The sequence below is a fragment of the Rhizobium sp. 007 genome (assembly GCF_015353075.1).
Classification (GTDB): domain Bacteria; phylum Pseudomonadota; class Alphaproteobacteria; order Rhizobiales; family Rhizobiaceae; genus Rhizobium.
On sequence record NZ_CP064187.1, the window covers coordinates 950,665 to 976,503 of the forward strand.

25 protein-coding genes and 1 pseudogene are annotated in these 25,839 nt (G+C 61.9%); 7 read left to right on the forward strand and 19 right to left on the reverse strand.

Going from position 1 to position 25,839, the window contains the following annotated elements; translation table 11 throughout:
- Window positions 1-30 precede the first annotated feature (30 nt).
- Entirely contained in the window at window positions 31-447 is a 417-nt protein-coding gene (locus tag ISN39_RS04640) for an NUDIX domain-containing protein (protein WP_194729326.1), read from the reverse strand.
- An 83-nt stretch (window positions 448-530) separates the two neighbouring features.
- Here ISN39_RS04640 and ISN39_RS04645 point away from each other — a divergent pair, with 83 nt between their 5' ends.
- The 3 genes and pseudogenes from ISN39_RS04645 to ISN39_RS04655 all read left to right on the forward strand — a co-directional run.
- Window positions 531-851, forward strand: a complete 321-nt coding sequence (locus ISN39_RS04645) for a YnfA family protein (protein ID WP_194730104.1) — start codon at window positions 531-533, stop codon at window positions 849-851.
- Between the two features lie 44 nt (window positions 852-895).
- Entirely contained in the window at window positions 896-1,657 is a 762-nt protein-coding gene (locus tag ISN39_RS04650; RefSeq protein ID WP_194729327.1) for an SOS response-associated peptidase, read from the forward strand.
- Between the two features lie 143 nt (window positions 1,658-1,800).
- Window positions 1,801-1,917, forward strand: a pseudogene (locus ISN39_RS04655) (amino acid transporter); the annotation flags it as partial.
- On the opposite strand, the gene ISN39_RS04660 reads toward ISN39_RS04655, so the two are convergent.
- From ISN39_RS04660 to ISN39_RS04680, 5 genes are all read right to left on the reverse strand, one after another.
- Window positions 1,914-2,057, reverse strand: a complete 144-nt coding sequence (locus tag ISN39_RS04660) for a hypothetical protein (protein WP_022714660.1) — start codon at window positions 2,055-2,057, stop codon at window positions 1,914-1,916. The pseudogene ISN39_RS04655 and the gene ISN39_RS04660 overlap by 4 nt on opposite strands.
- A gap of 167 nt (window positions 2,058-2,224) precedes the next feature.
- A complete protein-coding gene (pssA, locus tag ISN39_RS04665) occupies window positions 2,225-3,070 on the reverse strand; it encodes a CDP-diacylglycerol--serine O-phosphatidyltransferase (RefSeq protein ID WP_074067183.1) in 846 nt (281 codons plus the stop codon).
- 17 nt (window positions 3,071-3,087) lie between these two features.
- Window positions 3,088-3,849: a phosphatidylserine decarboxylase gene (locus tag ISN39_RS04670; protein ID WP_281438306.1), complete on the reverse strand. Its 762-nt coding sequence runs from the start codon at window positions 3,847-3,849 to the stop codon at window positions 3,088-3,090.
- A 77-nt stretch (window positions 3,850-3,926) separates the two neighbouring features.
- A complete protein-coding gene (locus ISN39_RS04675) occupies window positions 3,927-5,804 on the reverse strand; it encodes an ABC transporter ATP-binding protein/permease (protein ID WP_194729329.1) in 1,878 nt (625 codons plus the stop codon).
- A gap of 213 nt (window positions 5,805-6,017) precedes the next feature.
- Window positions 6,018-8,027, reverse strand: coding sequence for a LysM peptidoglycan-binding domain-containing protein (locus tag ISN39_RS04680; protein WP_194729330.1), 2,010 nt, complete (start codon window positions 8,025-8,027; stop codon window positions 6,018-6,020).
- A gap of 155 nt (window positions 8,028-8,182) precedes the next feature.
- Between ISN39_RS04680 and ISN39_RS04685 the strand changes: the two genes are divergently transcribed.
- Entirely contained in the window at window positions 8,183-8,806 is a 624-nt protein-coding gene (locus ISN39_RS04685; protein WP_063855986.1) for a TIGR00730 family Rossman fold protein, read from the forward strand.
- Window positions 8,807-8,815: 9 nt separating this feature from the next.
- On the opposite strand, the gene rarD is transcribed toward ISN39_RS04685, so the two are convergent.
- Window positions 8,816-9,730, reverse strand: a complete 915-nt coding sequence (rarD, locus tag ISN39_RS04690) for an EamA family transporter RarD (protein ID WP_194729331.1) — start codon at window positions 9,728-9,730, stop codon at window positions 8,816-8,818.
- A 111-nt stretch (window positions 9,731-9,841) separates the two neighbouring features.
- On the opposite strand from rarD, the gene ISN39_RS04695 reads away from it, so the two are divergent.
- On the forward strand, window positions 9,842-10,714 hold the full coding sequence (locus ISN39_RS04695; RefSeq protein ID WP_194729332.1) for a methyltransferase domain-containing protein: 873 nt from the start codon (window positions 9,842-9,844) through the stop codon (window positions 10,712-10,714).
- A 3-nt stretch (window positions 10,715-10,717) separates the two neighbouring features.
- Here ISN39_RS04695 and cimA read toward each other — a convergent pair whose 3' ends face one another.
- The 6 genes from cimA to cysS all read right to left on the reverse strand — a co-directional run bounded on the left by cimA (window position 10,718) and on the right by cysS (window position 16,545).
- Window positions 10,718-12,334 carry a citramalate synthase gene (gene cimA / locus ISN39_RS04700; RefSeq protein ID WP_194729333.1) on the reverse strand — a complete coding sequence of 539 codons (1,617 nt, stop codon included), beginning with the start codon at window positions 12,332-12,334 and terminating at the stop codon, window positions 10,718-10,720.
- 220 nt (window positions 12,335-12,554) lie between these two features.
- Window positions 12,555-13,511: a prolyl aminopeptidase gene (gene pip / locus ISN39_RS04705; protein WP_194729334.1), complete on the reverse strand. Its 957-nt coding sequence runs from the start codon at window positions 13,509-13,511 to the stop codon at window positions 12,555-12,557.
- Window positions 13,508-13,984, reverse strand: coding sequence for a GFA family protein (locus ISN39_RS04710; protein ID WP_074067199.1), 477 nt, complete (start codon window positions 13,982-13,984; stop codon window positions 13,508-13,510). The genes pip and ISN39_RS04710 overlap by 4 nt, the downstream gene beginning before the upstream one ends.
- A complete protein-coding gene (locus ISN39_RS04715) occupies window positions 13,981-14,469 on the reverse strand; it encodes a GFA family protein (protein ID WP_074067201.1) in 489 nt (162 codons plus the stop codon). Before ISN39_RS04715 ends, ISN39_RS04710 begins: the two co-directional genes overlap by 4 nt.
- Window positions 14,466-14,939 carry a GFA family protein gene (locus tag ISN39_RS04720; RefSeq protein ID WP_194729335.1) on the reverse strand — a complete coding sequence of 158 codons (474 nt, stop codon included), beginning with the start codon at window positions 14,937-14,939 and terminating at the stop codon, window positions 14,466-14,468. Before ISN39_RS04720 ends, ISN39_RS04715 begins: the two co-directional genes overlap by 4 nt.
- Before the next feature lie 214 nt (window positions 14,940-15,153).
- Complete coding sequence (cysS, locus tag ISN39_RS04725; protein ID WP_194729336.1) at window positions 15,154-16,545, reverse strand: cysteine--tRNA ligase; 1,392 nt, start codon at window positions 16,543-16,545, stop codon at window positions 15,154-15,156.
- A 313-nt stretch (window positions 16,546-16,858) separates the two neighbouring features.
- Here cysS and ISN39_RS04730 point away from each other — a divergent pair, with 313 nt between their 5' ends.
- Window positions 16,859-17,608 carry a GH25 family lysozyme gene (locus ISN39_RS04730; RefSeq protein ID WP_194730105.1) on the forward strand — a complete coding sequence of 250 codons (750 nt, stop codon included), beginning with the start codon at window positions 16,859-16,861 and terminating at the stop codon, window positions 17,606-17,608.
- Between the two features lie 3 nt (window positions 17,609-17,611).
- On the opposite strand, the gene ISN39_RS04735 is transcribed toward ISN39_RS04730, so the two are convergent.
- The 4 genes from ISN39_RS04735 to radA form a co-directional block, all read right to left on the reverse strand.
- Complete coding sequence (locus ISN39_RS04735; RefSeq protein WP_074070214.1) at window positions 17,612-18,352, reverse strand: SDR family NAD(P)-dependent oxidoreductase; 741 nt, start codon at window positions 18,350-18,352, stop codon at window positions 17,612-17,614.
- Between the two features lie 92 nt (window positions 18,353-18,444).
- Entirely contained in the window at window positions 18,445-19,935 is a 1,491-nt protein-coding gene (gene purF, locus ISN39_RS04740) for an amidophosphoribosyltransferase (RefSeq protein ID WP_074067213.1), read from the reverse strand.
- Window positions 19,936-20,107: 172 nt separating this feature from the next.
- Complete coding sequence (locus tag ISN39_RS04745) at window positions 20,108-20,746, reverse strand: CvpA family protein (RefSeq protein WP_039844445.1); 639 nt, start codon at window positions 20,744-20,746, stop codon at window positions 20,108-20,110.
- Between the two features lie 97 nt (window positions 20,747-20,843).
- On the reverse strand, window positions 20,844-22,247 hold the full coding sequence (gene radA / locus ISN39_RS04750; RefSeq protein ID WP_194729337.1) for a DNA repair protein RadA: 1,404 nt from the start codon (window positions 22,245-22,247) through the stop codon (window positions 20,844-20,846).
- A gap of 141 nt (window positions 22,248-22,388) precedes the next feature.
- On the opposite strand from radA, the gene ISN39_RS04755 reads away from it, so the two are divergent.
- Window positions 22,389-23,024, forward strand: coding sequence for a LysE family translocator (locus ISN39_RS04755; RefSeq protein ID WP_074067219.1), 636 nt, complete (start codon window positions 22,389-22,391; stop codon window positions 23,022-23,024).
- 8 nt (window positions 23,025-23,032) lie between these two features.
- On the opposite strand, the gene alr is transcribed toward ISN39_RS04755, so the two are convergent.
- Window positions 23,033-24,193 carry an alanine racemase gene (alr, locus tag ISN39_RS04760; protein ID WP_194729338.1) on the reverse strand — a complete coding sequence of 387 codons (1,161 nt, stop codon included), beginning with the start codon at window positions 24,191-24,193 and terminating at the stop codon, window positions 23,033-23,035.
- Between the two features lie 104 nt (window positions 24,194-24,297).
- Window positions 24,298-25,794: a replicative DNA helicase gene (locus ISN39_RS04765; protein WP_074060728.1), complete on the reverse strand. Its 1,497-nt coding sequence runs from the start codon at window positions 25,792-25,794 to the stop codon at window positions 24,298-24,300.
- Window positions 25,795-25,839 lie beyond the last annotated feature (45 nt).

A 25,839-nucleotide genomic window follows, 5' to 3' on the forward strand; every position in this document is an offset into this window, starting at 1 on the left:
AACAAGGCAGGCTGATGACTATCCACGCCGTTATTGTTGCACGGAGAGCCGTTCGGCACATTCAAGCACCGACTGCGGCACCGGCAAGCGGCGGATTTCCTCGACGGTGTACCAGCCGAGAGCCGCTGCGTCGTCCGACGCCACCGCCACCGCGTCCCCGTCAGCCTCCACGGTGAAGACCGAAAGGAGAAAGTGGCTGCTGACGCTGCCGTCGGCGGCATGGGCCGTCAGGTCGTAGGACGCAAAGAGCTGCGGACTATAGGCGCGGATGCCGGTCTCCTCCTCAAATTCGCGCAGCGCCGTTTGATCAGGCGTCTCGCCATCCTCCGCCCGGCCGCCGGGAAAGGCGTACATATCCGCAGACGGCGGGTTGCGGCGGAGCACGAGGAGAAAGCGGCCGTCGCGCTCGAGGATCGCTGAAGACGCTGCTCTTGGTTCTGAAGTCATGACCTGCCGTCTCTACTCTCAGCCGGGGATTTGCGTATTCTCGTTTTGAATATTCAATCGCCGATTCGAAGGGAAGGGGCACCCTGACCTATATCATCTACGTTTTTGCAGCACTCTTCGAAATCGCGGGCTGCTTTGCCTTCTGGGCCTGGTTGAGGCTGGGCAAGCCGATTGGCTGGCTCGCGCCGGGCATGGTCTCGCTTGCCCTCTTCGCCTGGCTTCTGACGCTGGTGCCGAGCGAGGCGGCCGGGCGCACCTTCGCGGCCTATGGCGGCATTTACATCGTCGCATCGCTTGTCTGGCTGTGGCTTGCAGAAAACCGTGTTCCGGACCGTTGGGATATCGGCGGGGCGGCCGTCTGCCTTGCCGGAACGGCGATCATTCTCTTCGGGCCGCGTAGCTAGGGTTGCGCCTTGACGGTTGCGAAACAGGGTGCAAAGACAAATTCATGTGCGGACGCTATGCCTTGACGCTGACCCCGGAGGAGTTGAAGGAGATACTTGGGCTGCTGGAGCTCGGGGACTTTCCCGCGCGCTACAATATCGCGCCGACGCAGCCGATCCTCGTCGTCGTTTCCGGCGAAGCGCAGGAGCGCGGCAGCAATCTTCCAGATCGCCGCGCCGTGCTGGTGCGCTGGGGTTTCACGCCGTCCTGGGTCAAGGATCCGAAGGAATTTCCGCTGCTCATCAATGCGCGGGCCGAAACCGCAATCGGCAAGGCATCCTTCCGCGCCGCGATGCGCCATCGCCGTGTGCTCGTCCCGGCTTCCGGCTTCTACGAATGGCATCGTCCCTCGAAAGAAAGCGGCGAGAAACCCCAGGCTTATTGGATCAGGCCCCGCCGCGGCGGCGTGGTTGCGTTCGCCGGCCTGATGGAGACCTGGTCGTCGGCCGACGGCTCGGAAGTCGATACGGGCGCGATCCTGACCACGGCCGCCAACGCTTCCATCGCAACGATCCATGACCGCATGCCGGTCGTCATCAAGCCGGAGGATTTCGCCCGCTGGCTCGACTGCAAGACGCAGGAACCGCGCGACGTCGCCGGTCTGATGCAGCCGACGGACGAGGATTTCTTCGAAGCCATCCCCGTCGCAGACAAGGTCAACAAGGTCGCCAACATGGGAGCCGACCTGCAGACGCCCCTGGTGGTCGAGACGCCGCCGAAACCGCCCGGCAAGAAAGCTGGCGACGGCCAGCTCAGCTTCTTTTAAAACCCCATATCATTCAGCATTTTCCTGAAACCCAAAGTTCTTGATCGAGGCTGCCCTTTCGGGTTTGGGGTTCGGACAGGATCGCCTACGGGGGCCGCCGTCGGGTCGTTCCTCTGATTTTTTGGCTTGGGATATGGCGCGCGTTACTGCAGCCGGCATTCGCAAAACCCGCCGCGTGGCGGGTTCTCGATGTCATCATCGGTATCGTCATGAGCTTGCTGGCGATCAGCCTGCTCGTTCGTTTCTACCGTCCGGCTTAGGCGATCTTCTTGACGAGGGCCGGCTTGCTCTTCAGCATCAGCGCGGCGGCCAGAACGGCCTTGAGGCCGAGCGGGCGGTAATGTGTGCTCAGATCCGGCTTTGCCGCTTGTTCCGCCTGGTCTGTTTTCTTCGAGGTCACGATACTCTCCTTACACGCTTCCCTAGACTTTTTATTGTTCTGCTCTTTTGTCGCCAAAAACGACAAAATAGAGGCATGGTTTATCAGGAATTGTGTACTCCATGCACATTGCGCGAGGCTTGATGCGAAGCCTCGCGTTCGTCGGGGCTTACCGGGAGAGTACGAAATCAGATGTGGCGGCCGATATCGTCGTCGCCGTCGCCCGGTTCTTCGATCGTGAGCGTGCCGTACTTCAATCGCCACTTACGTGCTCCGAAGGGCAGCGACAGCAGGTAGACGATGACGGTGAACACCATGACCTCCCAGGTAAAGCTCATCAGGAGAGCGACATAGAGCACGACGCCGAGCATCAGCGGCAGCACCAGATCGCGCCGTAAGCGGCTGCCTTCGGACTTGCCGGACCAGACAGGCAGGCGGCTGATGAGCAGGAAAGCGATCAGAACCGTATAGGCCGAAGAGATATAGGCGAAGGTGCGGTCTTCGGTGAGGCCGAGGAAGCCGAGATAGACGGGCAGCAGCACCAGCATGGCACCGGCGGGCGCAGGCACGCCGACGAAATATTCGGATTGCCAGGGCGCGCGGTTTTCCCGTTCCGCCATGACGTTGAAGCGGGCGAGGCGGAGGCCTGCGGCGATCGCATAGATCAGCGCGGCGATCCAGCCGATGGAGCGCGCGCTGTCCAGCGCGAAGACATAGACGACGAGAGCGGGCGCGACACCGAAATTGACGATGTCGGCGAGCGAATCCATCTGCGCGCCGAACTTGGAGGTTGCTTTCATCAGGCGGGCGATGCGCCCGTCGATACCGTCGAGAAAGGCGGCCAGCAGCACCATTATCACCGCCAGCTCGTAGCGGCTCTCGAAAGCGAGGCGGATGCCGGTGAGGCCCGCGCAGATCGCCAGAATCGTGATGAGATTGGGAACGACGAGGCGTAGCGGAATTTCGCGGAGCCGCGGACCGCGCGCGGCATCGTTCGGGCCGTTCGGTTCGAAGGGCGGAAAAGGCGTCTCCATAGCACGCTCCATTCGTTCTAGCTGCGGCGGCTGATGACGGGTCCCTTGGCGGAGCCGAATTCAGCAAGTACCGTTTCGCCGGCAATCGCCGTCTGGCCGAGCGAAACACGTGCTGCCGCGCCGGCCGGCAGGAAGACGTCGAGCCTGGAGCCGAAACGGATAATGCCGAAACGCTCGCCGGCATCCAGCGGCTCGTTGTTATTGGCCCAGCACAGAATACGGCGGGCGACGAGGCCGGCGATCTGCACGACGCCGATCTGGCCGTGGACGGTCTCGATCACCAGCCCGTTGCGCTCGTTGTCTTCGCTGGCCTTGTCGAGCTCGGCATTCACGAAGCTGCCAGACCGGTAGTTGATGCTCACGACGCGGCCGCGCATCGGCGCGCGGTTTACATGGCAGTTGAAGACGTTCATGAAGACGGAGATGCGCAGCATCGGTTCGTTGCCTAGGTTCAGCTCGGCGGGCGGCGTTACCATCTGGATCGAAGAGACCTTGCCGTCGGCCGGCGAGATCACCAGGTCATCATCCTGCGGTGTCATGCGCTCGGGATCGCGGAAGAAGTAAGCGCACCAGAGGGTCAGGACGAGGCCGACCCAAAAGAGCGGCTCGAATATCCAGCCAAGGATCAGCGAAGCTACGAAGAACGCGGCGACGAATACATAGCCTTCCTTGTGCACCGGAACGATGGTGTTTCGAACGGTATTGAGCAAGCTCATCGACGCTGGTCTCCTCGCGCTTTTTCGTTCCCGCTGGTTATAGAAAAAGTCCTGCGGGAGCAATGCCGTGCCGCTTCCGCCCGACCTTATGGCATGGTTCTAAACAGCAAAACGACAGAGCGGCCCTTTGGTTCGAACGCTCAGCTTGCCGGCGCGAGACGGGCAACTATGCCCAGGTCGTCGCTTTCGCGCACTTGCTTCAGATGTTCCTCCGCCTGCGTTGCTTCGCGCTGGCGGTTCCACATCGAGGCATAGAGGCCATTTTTCTCGAGCAGCGCCGCATGCGTTCCACGCTCGGCGATCTCGCCGCTTTTCAAGACGATAATCTCATCCGCGCCGATGACGGTCGACAGGCGGTGGGCGATGACGAGTGTCGTGCGGTTCTTCGAAACGACGTCGAGGGCCGCCTGGATTTCCCGCTCCGTCGTCGTGTCGAGCGCCGAGGTCGCCTCGTCGAGGATCAGGATCGGCGGCGCCTTCAGGATCGTGCGGGCGATGGCGACGCGCTGTTTCTCCCCGCCCGAAAGCTTCAATCCGCGCTCGCCGACCTTGGTTTCGAAGCCCTCCGGCAGCAACTCGATGAAATGCGCGATCTGGGCAATTTCCGCAGCCGTCTTCACCTCGGCATCGCCGGCCGACGGGCGGCCATAGCGGATATTGTAGGCGACTGTGTCATTGAAGAGCACGGTATCTTGCGGAACCATGCCGATCGCCGAGCGAAGGCTCTTTTGCGTGACATGGCGGATATCCTGGCCGTCGACTGTGATCGCGCCGCTCTGGATGTCGTAGAAACGGTAGAGTAGGCGCGAAAGCGTCGATTTGCCGGCGCCGGACGGGCCGACGACCGCGACGGTCTTGCCGGCCGGGACTTCGAAGGAAATTCCCCTAAGGATCGGCCGCACCGGATCGTAGGAGAAATGCACGTCCTTGAAGCTGATCGCGCCCTGACCGATCTTGAGCGGAGCGGCGTCCGGCGCATCGGTTACCTCGGGCGTCACGTCGAGCAGGTCGAACATCTGCTCTATATCCGTAAGTCCTTGGCGGATTTCGCGATAGACGAAGCCGATGAAGTTCAGCGGCACGGAAAGCTGCAGCAGCATGGAATTGACGAAGACGAAGTCGCCGATGGTCTGCTCGCCGCGCTGGACGGCAAAGGCTGAAAGCAAAAGCATGACTGTCGTGCCGAGGCCGAAGATGACGCCCTGGCCGAAGTTCAGCCAGCCGAGCGAGGTCCAGACATCGGTCGCTGCCTTCTCGTAGCGTTCCATCGACCTGTCGAAGCGTCTGGCCTCCATCTCCTCGTTGCCGAAGTATTTGACGGTCTCGAAGTTGAGGAGGGAATCGATCGCCTTGGTGTTGGCGTCGGTATCGCTGTCGTTCATCGTCCGGCGGATGGCGATGCGCCAGTCCGACGCGCGGATCGTGAACCAGATATAGGCCCAGACGGTGAAGGCGGTCACTGCGAGATAGGAAAAACCGTAGCCCCACCAGAAGATCACGGCGGTCAGCAGGAATTCGATGACGGTCGGAACCGAGTTCAGGATCGTGAAGCGCACGATCGTCTCGATGCCCTTCGTGCCGCGCTCGATGATCCGCGACAAGCCGCCGGTCTTGCGCTCCAGATGGAAACGCAGCGAGAGTTCGTGGATATGCACGAAAGTCCGGTAGGCGAGCTGGCGCACCGCATATTGGCCGACGCTTGCAAAGAGTGCGTCGCGCAGTTGATTGAGGCCAAGCTGGATCAGGCGGGTGAGGTTATAGGCGATGACCAGTACGGTCGCGCCGACGAGGAGCGGCGGCAGGGTTCCGGCGAGATCCACGCGGCCGTTCAGGGCATCGGTCGACCATTTGAAGAAATAGGGAACGAGCAGCAGCACAAACTTGGAGACGAGCAGGAAGACCGTTGCCCAGACGACGCGCATCTTCAGGTCCGTCCGTCCGGAAGGCCACATGTAGGGCCAAAGATTGAAGAGCGTCCGCAGGAGGTTGGATTCCGAAACCGTCTTGCCGTTTGCCATGCCTATCTCCAGCCCGGTCGGGCTCGGCCGCGGATGCGGCGTTTCGATACGGCAAAAGTGCAAAAAGCGGAGATGCCCGATTGAGCCTCCGCAGACAGGATCGCCGTCTCCGCCACATAGGGTGCGCGACGTGCGAATGCAACATGTGAAAAGCCGGGGAAAGACAAAGGCCGGGCGCTATATCGGCCCGGCCTTTCCATCACCTGGTTCGGCTTAGAAGTGCTCGCCGGAAAGGCGCTTGCGATGAAGCTCTTCGGCGTTCGGCAGGGCTTCCTTCGGCAGGCCGAAAATCTGTCCGGGCAGGATGCGGTCCGGATTGTTGATCTGGGTTTCGTTCGCCATGTAGATCGTCGTGTAGCGGACGCCGAGGCCGTAGAAGCGGCGCGAAATCTGCCACAGCGTGTCGCCGCGGCGGATGATGACGGCGGTGTTGTTCGCCGTTAGTGGCGCCTGCTCGATCGTCTTCGGCTGGCTCGGGTCGGCCGCTGCTTCGTTTGAAGCCGGTGTGCCGGCTACCTTTGGCGCGGGCGTGGCTGTAAGACCATCGATCGTCGTCCCAAGATTGCCGAGAGCGTCGCCTACGGAATTTGTATCCTTCGGCAGTGCCTGGAGCATGGCGAGCGCGCTTGAGGCCGACTGCGAGGCTGCGCCTGCCGTCTGCTTGAAGGCAGGTGTTGCCTCTGCTGCCGGACGGAATTCGGCGATCGAGCGAAGCGCGAATTCGGTTGCCGAACGCGCTGCCGCAAGCTGCTCGGCGCCAGGAAGCTTGCCGTCGGCGAAAAGGCCCTTCAGCAGCCCAAACGCCTTACCCGCATCGGCTCTCAGCTTGCTGAGTTCACCTTCATCGAGGGGAACCATCGCGGCACCAGCGTCGTTTGCGGGCGGGTTGCCGGGCTGCGCCGCTACGGTGACCTGGTCGCCTGCCGGGCGGGTGAAGTTGACGGAGGCGCGGATGAGCACCTTGCCGCTGCCGTCGACGACATCGACGCGGATCTTGTGGTCGCCGACCGAAAGATCCATCACGCCGTCGATGACGAAATGGCCGTCGGCGCCTGCTGTCGCCTTGCCGATCAGGGCGTCGTCCGCATAGGCGATCACGTTGGCGTTCGGCTTGGCGGTGCCAGCGACGAAGATCTTCTTGCCTTCGATTTCAACTGCGTTGACCATCACCTCGGCCGGTGCCGAGGCTGTATCGCTTGCGCCTGCCTGCGGTGCACCCGGAACTGCCGGTGCGGTATTGGCGATCTCGGGCGAGCCGGCTGGCAGGCCCGGCTGAGCGGAAGCCTGTTCGTCTGCTGCGGGCTGAGCAGCCGGCCTGCCGGCCGTCGGTGCCGTGATGATGCGGCTCGCTGCGCCTGGCTTGGAAACCATGGCGAGCAGCTCGGAGCCGCTGCCGTCCTTCGGCACGGAAACGGTTGCGACTTCTTCGGAAGTCAGGCTCTTGCCGTCCTTGCCGGTCGTCTTGAGCACGAGCTGGTGGTCGCCGGGCGGCAGCGGGTTGTCGAGGACGGCGGCAAAATCGCCGGTCGGGCCGACATTCGTCGTAGTGACGACCTTGTCTCCGTCCATGACTTCGAGCTTGCTGTTGGGCGTGGCCGAACCGGCGATGACGGTGGACCCGTCCGGCTCTACACGCAGAACGTCGAAAGCCGGGAGCTTCGATCCGATATTTGCATCGGTCGCCGGTGGGGTCGACGCAGGCTGGCTTCCCATCGCGCCGGACAGCTCCGCCTCGGCCTTGGTAATGGCGGCAAGCGCGTCGGCGATGTTTTCCGGCAGGGCCCGGACGATTGCCAGCGCCTTTGCCGCGCCGTCCTTGGCTTTCGTAGCGGCGGCCGCGGTCGCCGGATCGGTGCCTTCGGGGATTGCGAAGTCGGCGAGCGCCTTCAGCGAGCCCGCCGCCTTCGTCTTGGCGGCATCGAATGCTTCGCTCGTCGGACCCTTGCCGTCTGCAAAGTGCGCCTTAAGTTGCGTGAGAGACTGACCTGCATCGGCCGAAAGACGGCCGAGCTTCTCGGTCGTAACCGCCGAGTCGGCAGCCGCGTTCTGCGCGCTCTTGCCGGCTTCTTCAACCGTGTTCTTGACCTCGGAGCCTGCTTGATTGATGGCATCGCCGATTTTCGACGCGTCTTCGCCGATCCGGGGCATGACCACGAAGACCATCAGAAGGATCGCAACTGCAAGCACTGCGAAAGCCAGCAAGCCGGCACGATTTCTCATCATTCACTCTCCCCAGACGGCAAATGTGCCGTAGTACTAAAAATTGCTAGCGATTCCCGTTGCTTTTCACAAGCATTCAAAGCAATGACGCAGGCTCAACGCGCAGCTTTTCTGTCATTTTTCTTGACTGCGCAGGCATGGAATAGTTGTTTTCCCATATGAGCGATCAATCTCATTCAATTCAGTCCATCTGTGTCTACTGCGGGTCGAGGCCCGGACGGGATACGGCATACATGGCCGCCGGGCGCGCGCTCGGCAAAGAAATCGCCGAATACGGCCTGCGGCTCGTATATGGCGGCGGCACCAAAGGCATCATGGGTGCTGTTGCGAGCGGCGTGCTTTCCAATGGGGGGCAGGTGACCGGCATCATCCCCGAATTCCTGATCGACATGGAGGCGACGCGCCATTCCCTCGGCCAGCTCAACGAGCTCATTGTAACGCCGGACATGCATGCGCGCAAACACCTGATGTTCGAGCGTTCCGACGCCTTCGTGGCGCTGCCGGGCGGGATCGGCACGCTGGAGGAAATCGTCGAGATCATGACCTGGGCGCAGCTTGCCCGTCACGAAAAACCGATGGTCTTCGCCAACATCAAGGGCTTCTGGGACCCGATGATGGAACTGATGAAGCACATGACGGATGAGGGTTTCGTGCACACCGCCCATCGGGTGCAGCCGCTCGTCATCGACGACGTCTCCGGCATCATTCCAGCCATCATGGCGCAGGCAGCGGAACTCGCTGCCGACCGTGAGGGCGAGGATGCCGTGATTTCGAAGATGTGAGGCGGGCGCTCAGCGCCCGCGCGTTGCGTTCAGCATCGACCACGTATAGAGCACGAGGCCTGCCCAGATGAGCGGGAAGGCGATCATGCGCGCTGTATCCAGCGGTTCGTGGAAGACGAAGATCGCGATCAGGAAGATCATCGTCGGCGCGATGTACTGCATGATGCCGATCGTCGAGAGCTTCAGAAGCTTTGCGCCGTTGGCGTAGATCATCAGCGGTGCGGCAGTGACGATACCGCAGCCGAAGAGCAGTGCTGTATCGCTGAAGCCGGTCTGAACGAAGTGGCCTTCGCCACTGAAGAACTCCAGATAGACGATGTAGAGGACGGCCGGAACGCTGAGAATCAGGACCTCGAGCAGGAAGCCCTGGTTGGGGCCGAGCTGCAATGTCTTGCGGAAGAAGGCATAGAAGGCCCAGCTGAAGGCGAGGGTCAGCGCTACCCACGGAAGCCCGCCGCCGTCGACGGCGAGAACGACAACGGCAATGGCCGCCAGGCCGATTGCGACGATCTGAGCCGGGCGCAGCTTCTCCTTGAGCAGCACCGAGCCCATGAAGATGCTGATCAGTGGGTTGATGAAATAGCCCATGGCGGCATCGAGCGAATGTCCGGTGCCGATCGCCCAGACATAGGTACCCCAGTTGACGGTGATGAGTGCCGCCGTCAGCGCAGCCATTGCGAGCATGCGCGGCGAGCGCAGCGCGTCGCGGATTTCCTGCGTACGTCCGAGCGCGACCAGCACGAGGCCGGCAATCGGAAGAGACCAGAGAACGCGATGCGCAATCACCTCGGCCGGAGAAATATGCGCCAGCGCCTTCATGTAGATCGGCAGGAATCCCCAAAGAAGATAAGCGGTCAGCGCAAAGGCGAAGCCGCGCGCGCTATCTTCGTTTTTGATGGCAGGAGGGCTCGCTTCGGCAGACATCAGGTGTTTCCAGCTTTGTTCTTCTTCTGATCTCGATTAGCTTAAGTGCCGTGAATAGACCAATTCATTTCGGTGAATGGATTGTCAGCGGATTTGAGGCGGAGGACTTGCATGGCTTTCGAGGATGAGCCGCCATACCGGCAGATTTATGCCCGCCAGATACTGGCGAAGGCAGGTGTTGCGAAGAACGACAGGCTACTTGCAGCCCTTGCCAAAGTGCCGCGCGAAAAATTCGTCGGTCCGCCGCCCTGGGTCTACAACGACTTCCGCCATTATCGGGAAATGGCTTCCACCGATCCGGTCGTACTTTATCAGGATTTGTTGATCGGTCTTAATACCAGGCGTGGGGTCAACAACGGCATGCCCTCCCTTCACGCGTCCGCCCTGAATGCCCTTGGAATTCGGGAGGGCGAGACGGTTGCCCATCTGGGTGCCGGGACCGGCTATTACACTGCGATCATTGCCGGACTCGTCGGCTCCTCTGGCAAGGTCGTCGCCGTCGAATACGACGAAGCGCTGGCCGAAAAGGCGCGGGAAAACCTTTCCGGTTATCCCAATGTCGAGGTAGTGCAGGGCGATGCGGCCGATTGGCCGAAGGAAGACGCCGACGTCATATACGCCAATTTCGCGCTCGACCATCCGCCGGCTGCCTGGATCGAAAACCTGGGCGTCAGTGGGCGGCTGTTGTTTCCGCTCGGGATCCCGGCAGTCGAAAATGGCAGGGCGACCGGCTTCACCCGTTCGGCAGGCTTCCTGCTTATAGACCGTCGCGCCCGAGGTTTTGGCGCCCGCTTCATTCAGCCGGTCTCCTTCGTCTGGGCGGAGGGTCAAGAACCGCCGCCGTCCGGTCGCCACGAGGGTCTGGCGGAAGCCTTCCGCAGCCGCCGGCTGTTCCAGGTTCGCAGTTTCCGCTGGCGGACTGCGGCCCAAGGCGAAGAGTGCTACGGCGAGGAGGACTGGGGGCTTTCTTTCGAGGAGCCGTGATCTTCACTCCGCCGCGATCTTGCCCGCCAGCTGACGGTTCTTCATCAGCTTGTAGATCACGGAATCCATCAGCGCCTGGAACGAGGCGTCGATGATGTTTTCCGACACGCCCACCGTCCACCAGCGCAGGCCGTCGCTGTCGGTGGATTCGATCAGCACGCGCGTGATGGCTTCGGTGCCGCCATTGAGGATACGCACCTTGAAGTCGGCGAGAACCAGGTCGTCGATTTCGTGCTGATACTTGCCGAAATCCTTGCGTAGGGCCAGGTCGAGCGCGTTGACCGGGCCGTCGCCTTCCGCCACCGACATGATCGTGTGGCCGTCGATCACCATCTTCACGACGGCTTCCGAGACGATCTTCACCCGCCCGTGCGAGTCGAAGCGGCGCTCGACCATCACGCGGAAGCCTTCGATCGAGAAGAATTCCGGGATGGTGCCAAGCGTGCGGCGGGCCAGCAGCTCGAAGCTCGCATCCGCCCCCTCATAGGCGTAGCCAGAAGCTTCGCGCTCCTTGACGATGGAAATCAGCCGGTCGAGCTTCGGATCGTCCTTGGCGACCTCGATGCCCCGGCGTTTCAGAGCATTGATGAAATTCGCCTTGCCGCCCTGGTCGGAGACCATGACCTTGCGGTAATTGCCGACACTTTCCGGCGGCACATGCTCGTAGGTGCGCGGGTCCTTGAGCAGTGCGGAGGCATGGATGCCTGCCTTGGTGGCGAAGGCAGAAGCGCCGACATAGGGCAGTTGATGATCTGGCGAGCGGTTCAGAAGCTCGTCAAAGGCATGGGAAAGGCGGGTGAGGTTCACCAGCCGCTCCGCATCGATGGTGGTTTCGAAGCGGGTGCTGTAGGTGTCCTTCAGGGCCAGCGTCGGGATCAGCGTCACCAGGTTGGCATTGCCGCAACGCTCGCCGATGCCGTTGAGCGTCCCTTGGATCTGGCACACGCCGGCCTCGACGGCCGCAAGCGAATTGGCGACTGCCTGACCCGTATCATTATGCGCATGGATGCCGAGACAGTGACCGGGAACGCCTGCGGCAATCACCGCCTCGACGATGGCGTGGATCTCGGGCGGCTGCGCGCCGCCGTTGGTGTCGCAGAGCACGACCCAGCGGGCACCCGCTTCATAGGCGATCTTCGCGCAGGCGAGCGCATAGGCGGGATTGGCCTTGTATCCATCGAAGAAATGCTCGCAATCGACGATCGCCTCCTTGCCGGCGGCGACGGCTGCCTTCACGCTCTCGGCGATGCATGCGAGGTTTTCCTCGTTGGTGCATCCGAGCGCGACCTTGACGTGATAGTCCCAGCTCTTGGCGACGAAACAGATCGCGTCGCTCTTTGCCTGCAACAGCGCTGCGAGGCCCGGATCGTTGGAGGCTGAAACGCCCGGCCGCTTCGTCATGCCGAAGGCGACGAATGCTGCCTGGCTGGTGCGCCTCTCTGCGAAGAAGGCAGTGTCCGTCGGGTTCGCGCCCGGATATCCGCCCTCGATATAATCGAGGCCGAACTCGTCCAGCATGGTCGCAATCGCAATCTTGTCCTCGACCGAGAAGTCGATCCCGGGCGTCTGCTGCCCGTCGCGCAGCGTCGTGTCGAAGAGGTAGATTTTTTCTCTGGTCACCGAGGTGCCTCCGAAGCATTTGATCTTATGCCGTGCGCCTCACCCCCCTCTGCCGGCAGAGCCGACATCTCCCCCGCAAGGGGGGAGATTGGGAATATGCGGCGGCTCTCTCCCGCTGCATCGATGGTTGCACGAGTGGGTGCGGACAGCCGATCTCCCCTCTTGTGAGGGAGATGCCCGGCAGGGCAGAGGGGGGTATCCACGACGCGCATCATTTGCCTTATTTCCCCGCAAACTTGTCCGTTGCCCGGATCAGCTGATCCAGGATGCCGGGTTCGGAAAATGCATGGCCTGCACCTTCGATCAGGTGGAATTCCGCCTTCGGCCAGGCCTTGTGCAGCGCCCAGGCGAAGCGGGCGGGGCAGGGCATGTCGTAGCGACCGTGCACGATGACGCCCGCAATATCCTTGAGCTTGTGCGCCTCGCGGATCAGTTGGCCTTCCTCCAGCCAGCCGGCATTGACGAAGAAATGGTTCTCGATGCGGGCGAAGGCATAGGCGAACTCGGCCTCCTCGAACTTGCCGCTAGTCGACGGCTCGGGCAGTAGCGTGATCGTCTCGCCTTCCCAGATGCTCCAGGCATGCGCGGCTTTGAGCGCGATTGCCTTGTCGTCGCTCGTCAGGCGGCGGTGATAGGCCTGCATCATCTCGTGACGCTCTTCCGGCGGAATGGGAGCAATGAAGCGTTCCCACTTGTCCGGGAACATTTCCGAAACGCCGAACTGATAGTACCAGTCGAGTTCCGCTTTCGTGAGCGTATAAATGCCGCGCACGATGAGTTCGGAGACCCGATCGGGATGCTTTTCGGCATAGGCGAGCGCCAGCGTCGAGCCCCAGGAGCCGCCGAAGATCTGCCATTTCTCGGCCCCAGCCATATCGCGCAGACGCTCGATGTCGGCAACGAGATGCCACGTCGTGTTGGCGTTCAGATCCGCATGCGGCGTGGATTTACCGCAGCCGCGCTGGTCGAACAGCGTCACGTCGTAGAGCGCCGGGTCGAAGAGGCGGCGATGCACGGGCGAAATGCCGCCGCCAGGACCGCCGTGCAGGAATACGGCGGGTTTGGCGCCCGGCGTTCCGCAGCGTTCCCAGTAGATCACATGGCCGTCGCCGACATCGAGATTGCCCGAAGCATAGGGTTCGATTTCAGGATAGAGGGTACGCAGCACTTCGGTCATATCTTCAAGCCTTTCGCGGGCCATATGTCGGTATCGTGGTCGGGATGCTGGAAGGAGATGATCTGCTCCTGCCGGGCATAGTAATCGGGATCCCGGTGAACCGGTGTGTCGAAGATCGTTTCGACCCAGGGCAGACGCGAGTCGTAATTCACCTGGATCTGCGGCGCGAGATCGCTGCGGTCGTCGAAGGTGCCGATCGCAAGCTCCAGCCCGCCGGGATGCCGGTAGGTCATCGGCGTGCCGCAACTGCTGCAGAAACCGCGGTCGATATTGATCGAGGATTGGAAATAGCTCGGCTCGCCGCGCGTCCACTCCACGCCCTCTTCCGGCGCGGTAATGAGCGCCGAAAAGAAGCCGCCGAACTGCTTCTGGCACATGCGGCAATGGCAGATAGACGGACGCCCCAGCTTGCCGCTGATACGAAAGCGTATGGCGCCGCATTGGCAGCCGCCTGTTCTGATAGGTTCGCTCATGTCTGGGCTCCGGATGGCCAGTGGTTCGTATCGTGATCGGGATGCTGATGATTGCTGGCTGCGATCGCGTCTTCGCGCTCCGAGCTCCCGGCGGCGGGCTCTACCGGCAGGGTGTCCAGCGCGTGAAACCAGCTCATCTTGCGACCGGTATTCGATTGCATCACCGGCCTGACCGCATCGGGATCGTCCAGCGAGCCGAGTGTAATGTTGACGGACTCGGCACGAGGTATGTCGTAGAAGAGTGGCGTGCCGCAATCGCCGCAGAAGCCGCGGCGAACGAGATCGGAAGAGCGAAACCACTTCGGTTTTCCGCGCGTCAACGCAAAATCCGTTCGCATGACCGCTCCGAGCGGCAGGAAATAGTTGCCCGCCGCCTTCTGGCACATGCGGCAATGGCAGATATGCGGATAGCCGAGTTCGCCCGCCGCGCGATAGCGCACCGCGCCGCATTGGCATCCGCCGCTATGGCTTGTTCCCGCCGTCATTTGCGCTCCTCTGGCCACTCTGTCGTGTCGTGATCTGGATGCTGATAGGAGACGATCTCACTGGTGAATGCGGCCGTCTCGACGTCGTCCTCCGTCCGTGTGCCGGGAAGCTCATGCAGTTTGTCCGTGAACGGCAGCTTGCCTTCGATGCCATACTGGATCGTCGGCGGCAGAAGAGCCGGATCATCGAACGCGCCCGCTGCAATCGCCATCCCATCCGGCGCCTCATAGGTCAGCGGTGTGCCGCAATCGCCGCAGAAGCCGCGCTCGGCGAAATTGGAGGAACGGAATGTCTTCCGCTCGCCGCGCGTCCACTCGAAATCAGCCCCGCGCACGGAAACAAGCGGCGCATAATAGCCGCCGAACGCCTTCTGGCACATGCGGCAATGGCAGATCGACGAATGCGAAAGCTCGCCTTCCACCCGGAATCGGATCGCACCGCACTGGCAGCCGCCGGTGTAGACAGTCATCGACTCTTCCTCCCGTTTGGCATGGGTAAAAAGACCCCTTCCAACCCTCCCCACAAGGCGGAGGTCTGGTTCGCGCCGCCGCGGGCATTGTCAGCGCCAATCTCGGCGGATGCTGCATGCTCGACAGGAGTGTTGCTCCGAAGCGGCGTGACGCAGTAGCCCCTCCCATTTGTGGGGAGGGGTTGGGGAGAGGCATTTTTCGATAGCACTGACCTCACCGCTTCACCTCCCAGGTCGTCACGCGCTCGCCGGTGACCGCATCTTTGCCGTCCTTGAGCTGGATGCCCTCGGCAAGCAGCGTCTCGCGGATCTTGTCGGCCTCATTGAAGTTTTTTGCCTTCAAGAGTTCAAGGCGGGCGCGCACCCGCCTGTCGATCTCGGCGGCGACCGCCTCATCCACTTCCGTTTCCTTCGGCTCTACGCCGAGAAGGGCAGCGCTCGCCGCGAAGGCGGCGGCGTTGCCGGACTGCGCCAGGGCATGAAGCGCCTGAACGGCGGCGACGGTGTTCAGGTCATCGGCAAGCGCGTTCAGTACTGCCTCGTCCGGCGACGCGTCGCCGGCATCCGCCGCTGGCCACTTCGCCAGCAGGCGTTCGGCCTCTTCTAGCCGCTTGATCGAAAAATCGATCGGCTCGCGGTAATGCGTCATCAGCATCGCAAGCCGCAAAACTTCGCCCGGCCACTTCCGGCCGCCGAATTTTTCGGTGTGCAGCAGCTCGTAGATGGTGACGAAGTTGCCCTCGGATTTCGACATCTTGCGGCCCTCGACCTGCAGGAAGCCGTTGTGCATCCAGACATTCGACATCACATCCGTGCCGTGGGCGCAACGGGATTGGGCGATCTCGTTTTCGTGGTGCGGGAAGATCAGGTCCAACCCGCCGCCGTGAATATCGAAGACCTCGCCGAGATAGCGCTGGCTCATCGCCGAGCATTCGATATGCCAGCCCGGACGGCCGCGGCCCCAGGGGCTTTCCCAGCCCGGTTCGTTATGGCTCGAAAGCTTCCAGAGAACGAAGTCGCCGGGGTTCTTCTTGTGCGCGTCGACGGCGACGCGCGCGCCGGCCTGTTGCTCGTCGAGATTGCGCTTCGAAAGGGCGCCGTAATCCGCCATGGATTTCGTGTCGAACAGCACTTCGCCCTCCGCCTGATAGGCGTGGCCCTTGGCAATCAGCTTTTCGATGATCTCGATCATCTGCGCGATGTTTTCGGTCGCGCGCGGCTGGATGGTCGGATCAAGGCAGCCGAGAGCCGTGGCATCTTCGAGATACTGCGTCTCGGTTTTTTCGGTGACCAGGCGGATCGCCTCGTTCAGCGGCAAGCCGGGGTGGTCGCGCAGAGCCCGCAGGTTGATCTTGTCGTCGACGTCGGTGATATTGCGCGCATAGGTGACGTGCTCGGCGCCATAGACGTGCCTGAGCAGCCGGAACAGCACGTCGAAAATGATGGCGGGCCGCGCATTGCCGATATGGGCGTAGTCATAAACCGTCGGCCCGCAGACGTACATGCGGACGTTGAGCGGATCGATGGGCTTGAAGACCGTCTCCTCGCGCGTCAGCGTATTGTATAGCTTGATTTCCGGCTTCTTCAGTTCCGGCTGGCCGGCCATGTCTATTCTCCCAAAATGCAATGATCCGAAAAATACCGCCGCCGGCGGGCCGGGGCGTTTCTCATCTTTGGGTATTTGGGAGACGAAAACGGCCAGGCCAGCGAGCGCGCTAGCGAATAATCTTCCGGCAGATAATGCAGGTAACCGTTTTCATGGCGGGTTTTATGGCGCGGGAACGATGTTTGGTCAAGTGGTGCGTAAGAGACGAGCGTCGCGAACGCAAGTGCAGGGCTGGCATGGCGAACAATTCGCCATCTTTCCGGCGCAAGCCTTTCCTGGCCAAAGGCGGAAGCGGTGGAGCGAGAGAGCATCAGTGAAGAAAGCAGTTCAACGAGCCGTCATCAGCGCGGCGATTCTAGCGGTCGCATCCGCTTCCTATTTGGCTTACGATTTCGGCATGGTCCGCTTCAATCATCCATCCATCAAGGACTATCCGATCCAGGGCATCGACGTTAGCCACCATCAGGGCGACATCGACTGGAAGAAGCTCGCCGCTCAACTGAATGTCCGCTTCGCCATCATGAAGGCGACAGAGGGCGGGGATCATAAGGACAGGCGATTTGCCCGGAACTGGCAGGCCGCAAAAGAGGCCGGCATCGTGCGCGGGGCATATCACTTCTTCACCTTTTGCCGTCCGGGCCGTGAGCAGGCGCAGAACGTATTGGCGACAGTTCCCAAAGAGCAGGGCACGCTGCCCATTGCGATTGATCTCGAATTTGTCGGCAACTGCGACAAAGTTCCGACGGTCGAGCAGCTGACCGCCGAGGTCAATGCCTTCCTGGCCGAGATCAAGAGCACATATCCGGAAAAGCCGATATTCTACGTCACGCAGGAATTCTTCGACCAATATCTGAAAGGCAACGAATCCAGCTTCCCGGATCATTATCTCTGGCTGCGCAGCGTATTCAAAGAACCAGAGCAGGAAAAATGCGGCCGCTGGTCGATATGGCAGTTTGCCGACAACGGCAAAGTCGATGGCATCGACGGGCCGGTTGACCTCAACGCGCTCTGCCCTACGGAAACGGGCCTTGCGGCGCTGTTTGCTGAAAAAGCCGGCCGGTAGCCCTTATTCCGGCAGCCGGTAATCTACAAGCCTGTTCTCGCGGACGATGAAGAGCTTGCCTGTCTCGGTTACATCCGGGCCGACGAGCGGCAGGATCGCCTTGGCGACTTCGGAAGGATGCGGCAGCGTCGCGGGATCTTCGCCGGGCACGGCCTGGGCGCGCATGGCGGTGCGGGTGGCGCCGGGATCGACGCTGGTGATGCGAAGAGCCGTCGACCGGCTTTCGCCGGCCCAGGTGCGGGCGAGCGCTTCGACCGCGGCTTTCGACGCGGAGTAAGGCCCCCAGAAAGGCCGGCATTTGTGAGCGGCAGCCGAAGAAATGATCACGGCGCGGCCGGCGTGCGAGCGCGCCAGCAGCGGATCGACGGAGCGGATCAGCCGCCAGGTGGCCGTGACGTTGATGTTCATCACTTTGTCGAAGGTCTTTGCCTCGATATGGCCAATCGGCGAGATGACGCCGAGCACACCGGCATTGGCAACGAGGATGTCGAGCTTGCCCCAGCGCTCGAAAATCGAGGCGCCGAGCGCGTCGATGGCGTTCATATCCGCAAGATCGAAAGGCACGAGTGTGGCGCTGCCGCCCGCAGCCTTGATCGCGTCGTCAAGCTCCTCGAGGCCGCCGACCGTGCGGGCGCAGGCGATCACGTGGGCTCCGGCCTTTGCCAGTTCCAGCGCCGTGAAATAGCCGATGCCCCGCGATGCACCGGTGACGAGTGCGATGCGGTTTTTGAGGTCGATGGTCATGATCGTGTGGTCCGTGTCGGTTGCGCGCAAACGCATCCCACCTAATGAGGGGAAGAGGAGGCGCCGGCGTTCATTCAGGTTTATGAAGTCCCTTAGCCGTTGCTGGCCATCACGGCGAGCTTGCGCACGTTGCTCGTGCTTTCCTTGTCGAGCAGGCGCGTCGGGTAGTCGCCGGTGAAATAGTGGTCGGTGAACTGCGGATTCTCGTTGTTGCGATCTTCCCCGCCGACCGCACGATAAAGCCCGTCGATCGAGAGGAATTCGAGCGAGTCCGCGCCGATGTAATCGCACATCGCCTTCAGGCTGTTGTACTGGTTGGCAAGCAGCTTGTCGGCGTCCGGCGTATCGATGCCGTAGAAGTCCGGGAAATAGATCATCGGGCTTGCGACGCGGATATGGACTTCCTTCGCGCCTGCGTCGCGGATCATCTGGACGATCTTCAGCGAGGTGGTGCCGCGCACGATCGAATCGTCGACGAGGACGACGCGCTTGCCTTGGATCATCGCCCGGTTGGCCGAATGCTTCAGTTTGACGCCGAAGGCGCGGATCTGCTGCGTCGGCTCGATGAAGGTACGGCCGACATAGTGGTTGCGGATGATGCCGTATTCGAAAGGAATGCCGCTCTGCTGAGCGTAACCGAGCGCTGCCGGCGTACCGCCGTCCGGAACCGGCACGACGACATCGGCATCGACCGGGGCTTCCTTGGCGAGATTGATGCCCATGTTCTTGCGGGCGACATAGATGCTGCGGCCGCCGACGACGGAGTCAGGGCGAGCGAAGTAAACAAATTCGAAGAGGCAGAGACGCTCCGGCTTCGGCGCTTCGGGCTTGCGGGCGTCGATGGTGATCGAGCCGTCCGGCTGGATTTCGCAGATGACGACTTCGCCGTTCTCGACGTCGCGGATGTATTTGGCGCCGATGATGTCGAGCGCACAGGTCTCCGAACAGAAGATCGGCTTGCCGTCGAGCTCGCCCATGACGAGCGGACGGATGCCGATCGGGTCGCGCGCGGCGATCAGCTTCGTGCGGGTCATGGCCAGCATCGAATAACCGCCTTCCATCTGGCGGATCGCATCGATGAAGCGGTCGGAGGAGGAGACCTGTTTGGAGCGGGCGATCAGGTGGAGGACGACTTCGGTATCCGAGGTCGACTGACAGATGGCGCCGTCGGCAATCAGTTGACGGCGAAGCGTCAGGCCGTTGGTGAAGTTGCCGTTATGGGCGACAGCGATGCCACCGACTTCCAGTTCGGCAAAGAGCGGCTGGACGTTGCGGAGCGCCACTTCGCCCGTCGTCGAATAGCGCGTGTGGCCGATGGAGATGAAGCCTGGCAGCTTCGCGAGCGTTGCAGGATCGGTGTAGTGGTCGCCGACGAGCCCCATGCGCTTTTCGGTATGGAACTGGCGGCCGTCGAAGGTGACGATACCGGCCGCTTCCTGTCCACGGTGCTGGAGGGCGTGAAGCCCGAGAGCCGTCAGCGTTGCTGCATCGGGATGGCCGAGAATGCCGAAGACGCCGCATTCCTCGTGGAGTGTATCTCCATCGAGTTCATCGTTGAGCGTGGAGGAATGGGACTGGTTCATTGATGCGGGCCTTTGCTCTCACAAGAATGGATCGGCTTTCCATAGCATGATGCCGGATTCAGGCATTTTAAACGGCGGGGGCCCGGCAGAGCAAATGCCCGGCCGGACCCTTATGTCACGTCCCGCTCAAATGGCAATTGCCACGCGGCAGGTCAAGCTGTTGAACACTGTGTCAATTCGACTGCGGCTGCGCGCCGCCCGACGGGGCTGCGCCACCTGCAGGCGCTGTATCATCCGCCGGGGCCTGTTCGCCGGCCGGTGCATTGCTACCTTGCGTGCCTTCGGCCGGCGGCTGAACCTTCTCGAGCACGCTGGCTTTCACCATCTGTGCGAATTCCTCAGGCAGGACCGATTGCAGCTTTACGACCATCGAGTCAAGGAACGGCTTGGACTTGGCGTTGTTCACCCAAGAGGGCCGGTGATCGGCATCGACGAGCCAGTTCCAGAAGGCCACTGCCACGACGAGAAGCAGTATGCCGCGTGCCGCGCCGAAGAGGAAGCCCAAAGTGCGGTCAAGCGCGCCGATCCGGCTGTCGATGATGAAATCGGCAATCTTCATGGTGATGAACGAGATGACGATCAGCGCAATCAGGAACACGACGGCGGCGGAGCCGACGATCGCGATGCGGTCATCATCGGTGTACCTCTTCGCGTAAGGCACGAGGTACGGATAGAGGTAGTAGGCAGCGGCGGCCGAGCCGCCCCAGCTTGCGATCGACAGCACCTCGCGTGAAAAGCCGCGGACCATCGCCAGAACGGCGGAGAATAGGACGACGCCGATGACAATACCGTCGAAAATCGTGATGGGCATATAAATTCAACTCCAGGACCGCCGCGTCGGTGATGCGGTTCGGTCGGGCCTCATTCGTGTGCATCCTATATCATCACCGTTTATGGCAATGAAAGGATCAAACCTCGTCTTCCACACGTCGTAGCGCACCTTTGGATCCGGCAATGCGCACGACCAGATCCGGCAGGCTGTCGATCTCGCTCCAGCGTCCGCCCGAACCCTTCGGCAAATCGACGGATGCTGACGGAAGCAGCGCTGCAGAAAATCCCAGCTTCTCGGCTTCTTTGAGGCGCTGAGGGGTATGCGCAACCGGACGGACGGCCCCCGACAGGCTGACTTCGCCGAAATAGACGCAATCGGCCGGCAGAGCAATACCGGCAAGCGAGGAAACCAATGCGGATGCGACGGCGAGATCAGCGGCCGGCTCGCTGATACGATAGCCGCCGGCGACATTCAAATAGACGTCATGCTGGCCGAGCCGAACGCCGCAATGGGCCTCGAGCACCGCAAGGATCATCGAAAGTCTGGCGGAATCCCAGCCGACCACGGCGCGGCGCGGCGTTCCGAGCGATGTCGGCGCCACCAGCGCCTGCACTTCGACGAGGATTGGGCGCGTTCCTTCCATGCCGGCGAAGACCGCCGCTCCCGGCGACTTTTCATTGCGCTCGCCGAGGAAAAGTTCAGATGGATTGCCGACCTCACGCAGGCCGCCGTCGGACATTTCGAAGACGCCGATCTCGTCGGTCGGCCCGAAGCGGTTCTTGACCGTGCGCAGGATGCGGTAGTGATGGCCGCGGTCACCTTCGAAGTAGAGCACGGCGTCGACCATGTGTTCCACCACCCGCGGACCGGCGATCTGGCCGTCCTTGGTGACGTGGCCGACGAGAACCATGGCCGCTCCCGTCTGCTTGGCGAAGCGGATCATCGACTGCACGCCGGTGCGCACCTGCGTGACCGTTCCGGGCGCCGATTCGGCCAGTTCGCTCCAGAGAGTCTGGATGGAGTCGATGATGACGAGGTCCGGCCGCTTGCCGTCGGCGAGCGTCGCGAGGATATCCTCGACATTGGTCTCCGCGGCAAGCATGACGTCGGTATCGGCCGCGCGCAGGCGCTGGGCGCGCAGCCGCACCTGCGCCACGGCCTCTTCTCCCGAGACGTAGATGATCTTGTGGCCGCGGCGCGAAAGCGCTGCCGCCGCCTGCATCAGCAGCGTCGACTTGCCAATGCCGGGATCGCCGCCGACGAGCACCGCCGAGCCGCGCACGAAACCGCCGCCGAGCGCCCGGTCGAGTTCCGAGATGCCGGTATGGATGCGCGGCGCTTCTTCGATCTCGCCGGAAAGCGCCGTCAGCGTCACCGGGCGGCCCTTCTTCGGCGTCCTTGCCGGTCCGCCGCCAATCCCGCCCATCGGATCTTCTTCGACGATGGTGTTCCACTCGCCGCAGTTTTCGCATTTGCCCGCCCAGCGGTTGTGGATCGTGCCGCAGCTCTGGCAGATGAATTGTGTCCTGGCCTTGGCCATCAATGATGCTTTCGTCCATGAGCGCCGGCGCGCCCGAATCAGATTTGCCCTAGATAATGGCCTGCGGGAGCGATCAAAACTAATGATTTTCCCATCAGGCGCCCAAGTGGCAGCCTGGCGGGGTCATCCGACGGATCGCCCATGCTCGATTATTCGCTCGCCCACTGGATCGCCTTCTTCACCGCCGCCGTGCTTCTGAACCTGTCGCCGGGTCCGGATATGGCTTTTATCCTCGGCCATACGATCAAGAGCGGCACGCGTGCCGGCTTTTCGGCTGTCTTCGGCATCTGGACCGGCGCATGCCTGCACGCGCTTCTCGCAGCCTTCGGCCTTTCGGCGGTCCTTGCCGCCTCTGCCGTTGCCTTCTCGGCAGCGAAGTGGATTGGTGCGATCTATCTCGTCTGGCTCGGCATCCAGGCCCTGCGGTCGAGCGGCGAGGGCGGCTTCGTCAAGGCGACAGGCGAAAGGCTGGGCTCAGGACGGATCTACCGGCAGGGTTTGCTCGTTTCGCTGCTTAACCCGAAGGTTGCGATCTTCTTTCTCGCCTTCCTGCCGCAGTTCGTCGTCGAAGGCGCTGGGCCTGCCTGGCTACAGCTTTCCGTGCACGGTGGGCTGATTATCGTCGTGGCCGCCTTCATAGAGCCGCCGCTGATCCTAGCCGGAGGGCGGCTTGCCGATCTGATCAAACGCAACAGGAGGGTCGGCCTCTGGCTCGATCGCGGGCTTGGCGCGCTGTTCGTTGCCCTCGGCGTGCGGCTGGCCCTGACAAGCCGCTGAGCCGGACCTCATTCTTCGCTGGCGTATTTTCGCTCATACCGCAACCCGACGCTTGCCAGCATCTCGTAGCTGATCGTGCCTGCCGCCCGTGCCGCATCGTCAACGGGGATGTTCTTGCCGAAGAGCTCGATGTAATCGCCGGCACGGATGAGGTTTTCCGGTAGGTCGGTCACATCGAAGATGGAAAGGTCCATGGTGATGCGCCCGGCGACCGGCACGGTGTAGCCCTCAAAGAAGCCTTGGCCGCCCTGCGGCACGACTTGGCGAAGCGGGACGCCGCCGCTCGACTGGCTGCGCATGTAGCCGTCGGCATAACCGGCGGAAACGATGGCGAGGCGGCTATCGCGGTCAAGCTTCAGCGCCCGGCCATAACTCACGGATTCGCCAGCGCGCACGGTGCGGACCTGGATCACGCGGGCCTCCGCGGTCGCAACCGGCCGCATGGGGTTCGCCATGCCGCTCACCGCTTCGCCGCCGTAGATGGCAATGCCGGGGCGCGTCAGGTCGAAATGATAATCCTCGCCAAGAAAGATGCCGCCGGATGCTGCGAGGCTTGATTCGATACCTTCATATGCGGCGCTAACCTTGCGGAATGATTCGAGCTGCTGCTTGTTCATCTGCGATGAAGGATCGTCGCCGCAGGCGAGATGGCTCATGACCAGAACCGGGGCGAAGCTGGCCGGGCGGGAGACGTCATCAGCCAGCGCAAGCGCTTCGTCGATATGAAGGCCGAGCCGGTTGAAGCCGGTGTCGACATGCAGCGCGCAAGGGTAATCGCCATACTCCGAAAGCACCGCCATCCAAAAGGCGAGCTGCTCCTCGGAGGAGATGACCGGCACGAGGTCGTTTTCAAAGAAACGTCGTTCAGTGCCTAGCCAGATGCCGGCGAGCACGAAGATGCGCGCATCAGGCGCGTAGAGGCGCAGCGTCACGCCTTCATCGACCGTTGCGACGAAGAAGTCGCGGGCACCCGCGATGTAGAGCGCTTCCCCAGCGTCCTCGATGCCCATGCCATAGGCGTCGGCCTTCACGACCGCGGATGCGCGCGCCCTTTTGGAGCGCCGTGCCATGTCCCGCCAGTTTTCCGTCAGCGCAGTCAGGTCGACAGTCAGTCGCACGCCGGCGGAAGCAAACCTGTCTTCTTCGGAGGCGGCGGAAATTTCAGTCATGAATCCACATAAAAAAATGGCCGGAGATGAGTCTCCGGCCAGTTTAAAGGTCAATTTGGTCAATAGGAAGTCCGCCCCGCACTGCAGCAAGAAATCGGAACTACTCAGTGTTCCTCGTACTGAATGAAGGACGGGTCGGCGAGGTCGGCAAAGCGCGTGAATTCCGCCTGGAAGGCAAGCTTTACTGTGCCGGTCGGTCCGTGACGCTGCTTGGCGATGATGACGTCCGCCGTGCCCTTCACCTTGTCGAACAGCGCTTCCCATTCCGCATATTTCGGATCGGCCGGATCGCGGGGTTCCATGTTCTTGACGTAATATTCCTCGCGGAAAACGAAGAGCACGACGTCGGCATCCTGCTCGATCGAGCCCGATTCACGCAGGTCGGAGAGCTGCGGGCGCTTGTCGTCGCGGCTTTCGACCTGACGCGAAAGCTGTGAGAGCGCGATGATCGGAACGTTCAGTTCCTTGCCGAGGGCTTTCAGGCCGGTGGTGATCTGGGTGATTTCCTGGACGCGGTTCTCGTTCGACTTACCCGAGCCGGTCATCAGCTGCACGTAGTCGACGACCAGCACGTCGAGGCCGCGCTGGCGCTTGAGCCGCCGTGCGCGGGCGGCAAGCTGGGCGATGGAGATGCCGCCGGTCTGGTCGATGTAGAGCGGCACCTTCTGCATCATCATCGAGCAGGCGACGAGTTTTTCGAAGTCCGCGTCGTTAATGTCGCCGCGGCGGATTTTCGAGGAGGAGACTTCCGTCTGCTCGGAGATGATGCGGGTGGCGAGCTGTTCCGACGACATTTCGAGCGAGTAGAAGCCGACGACGCCACCGTTCTTCGCCTTCATGCTGCCGTCGGATTGGACTTCGCCCTCATAGGCGGCGGCGATATTGTAGGCGATATTGGTTGCAAGCGAGGTCTTGCCCATGCCCGGACGTCCGGCAAGGATTATCAAGTCGGAGCGCTGCAGTCCGCCCATCTTCGAATCGAGCGAATGGATGCCGGTCGAAATGCCCGAGAGGCCGCCGTCGCGCTCCTTGGCGACTGCCGCCATGTCGATCGCCAGCGCCACGGCGTCGTTGAAGGCCTGGAAGCCGCCGTCGTAGCGGCCGTTTTCGGCAAGCTCGAAGAGGCGGCGTTCGGTATCTTCGATCTGCGTCTGCGGCGGCATGTCGAGCGGCGCGTCGTAGGCGATGTTGACCATGTCCTCGCCGATGGTGATCAGCGCCCGGCGCAGCGCCAGATCGTAGATCGCGCGCCCGTAGTCCTCGGCGTTGATGATTGTCACGGCTTCGCGGGCAAGGCGCGCGAGATATTCGGAGACCGTCATGTCGCCGACTTTCTCGTCGGCCTTCAGGAAGGTCTTGATCGTCACTGGATTGGCGATCTTGCCCATACGGATGATGTCGCCCGCGACCTCGAAAATCTTGCGGTGGAGCGGTTCATAGAGATGGATCGGCTTCAGGAAGTCGGACACCCGGTAATAGGCGTCGTTGTTCATTAGGATGGCACCCAGAAGCGCCTGCTCGGCTTCGATGTTGTTGGGTGCTTCGCGGTAGTGCTGCTCTGCTGGAGCAACGGCGGCAATCTTTCGCGCGGCGTCGTTCATCTTGATCCGTTCTGTCTTTTCCGTTCCCGGATTTGAAGGCTCGCC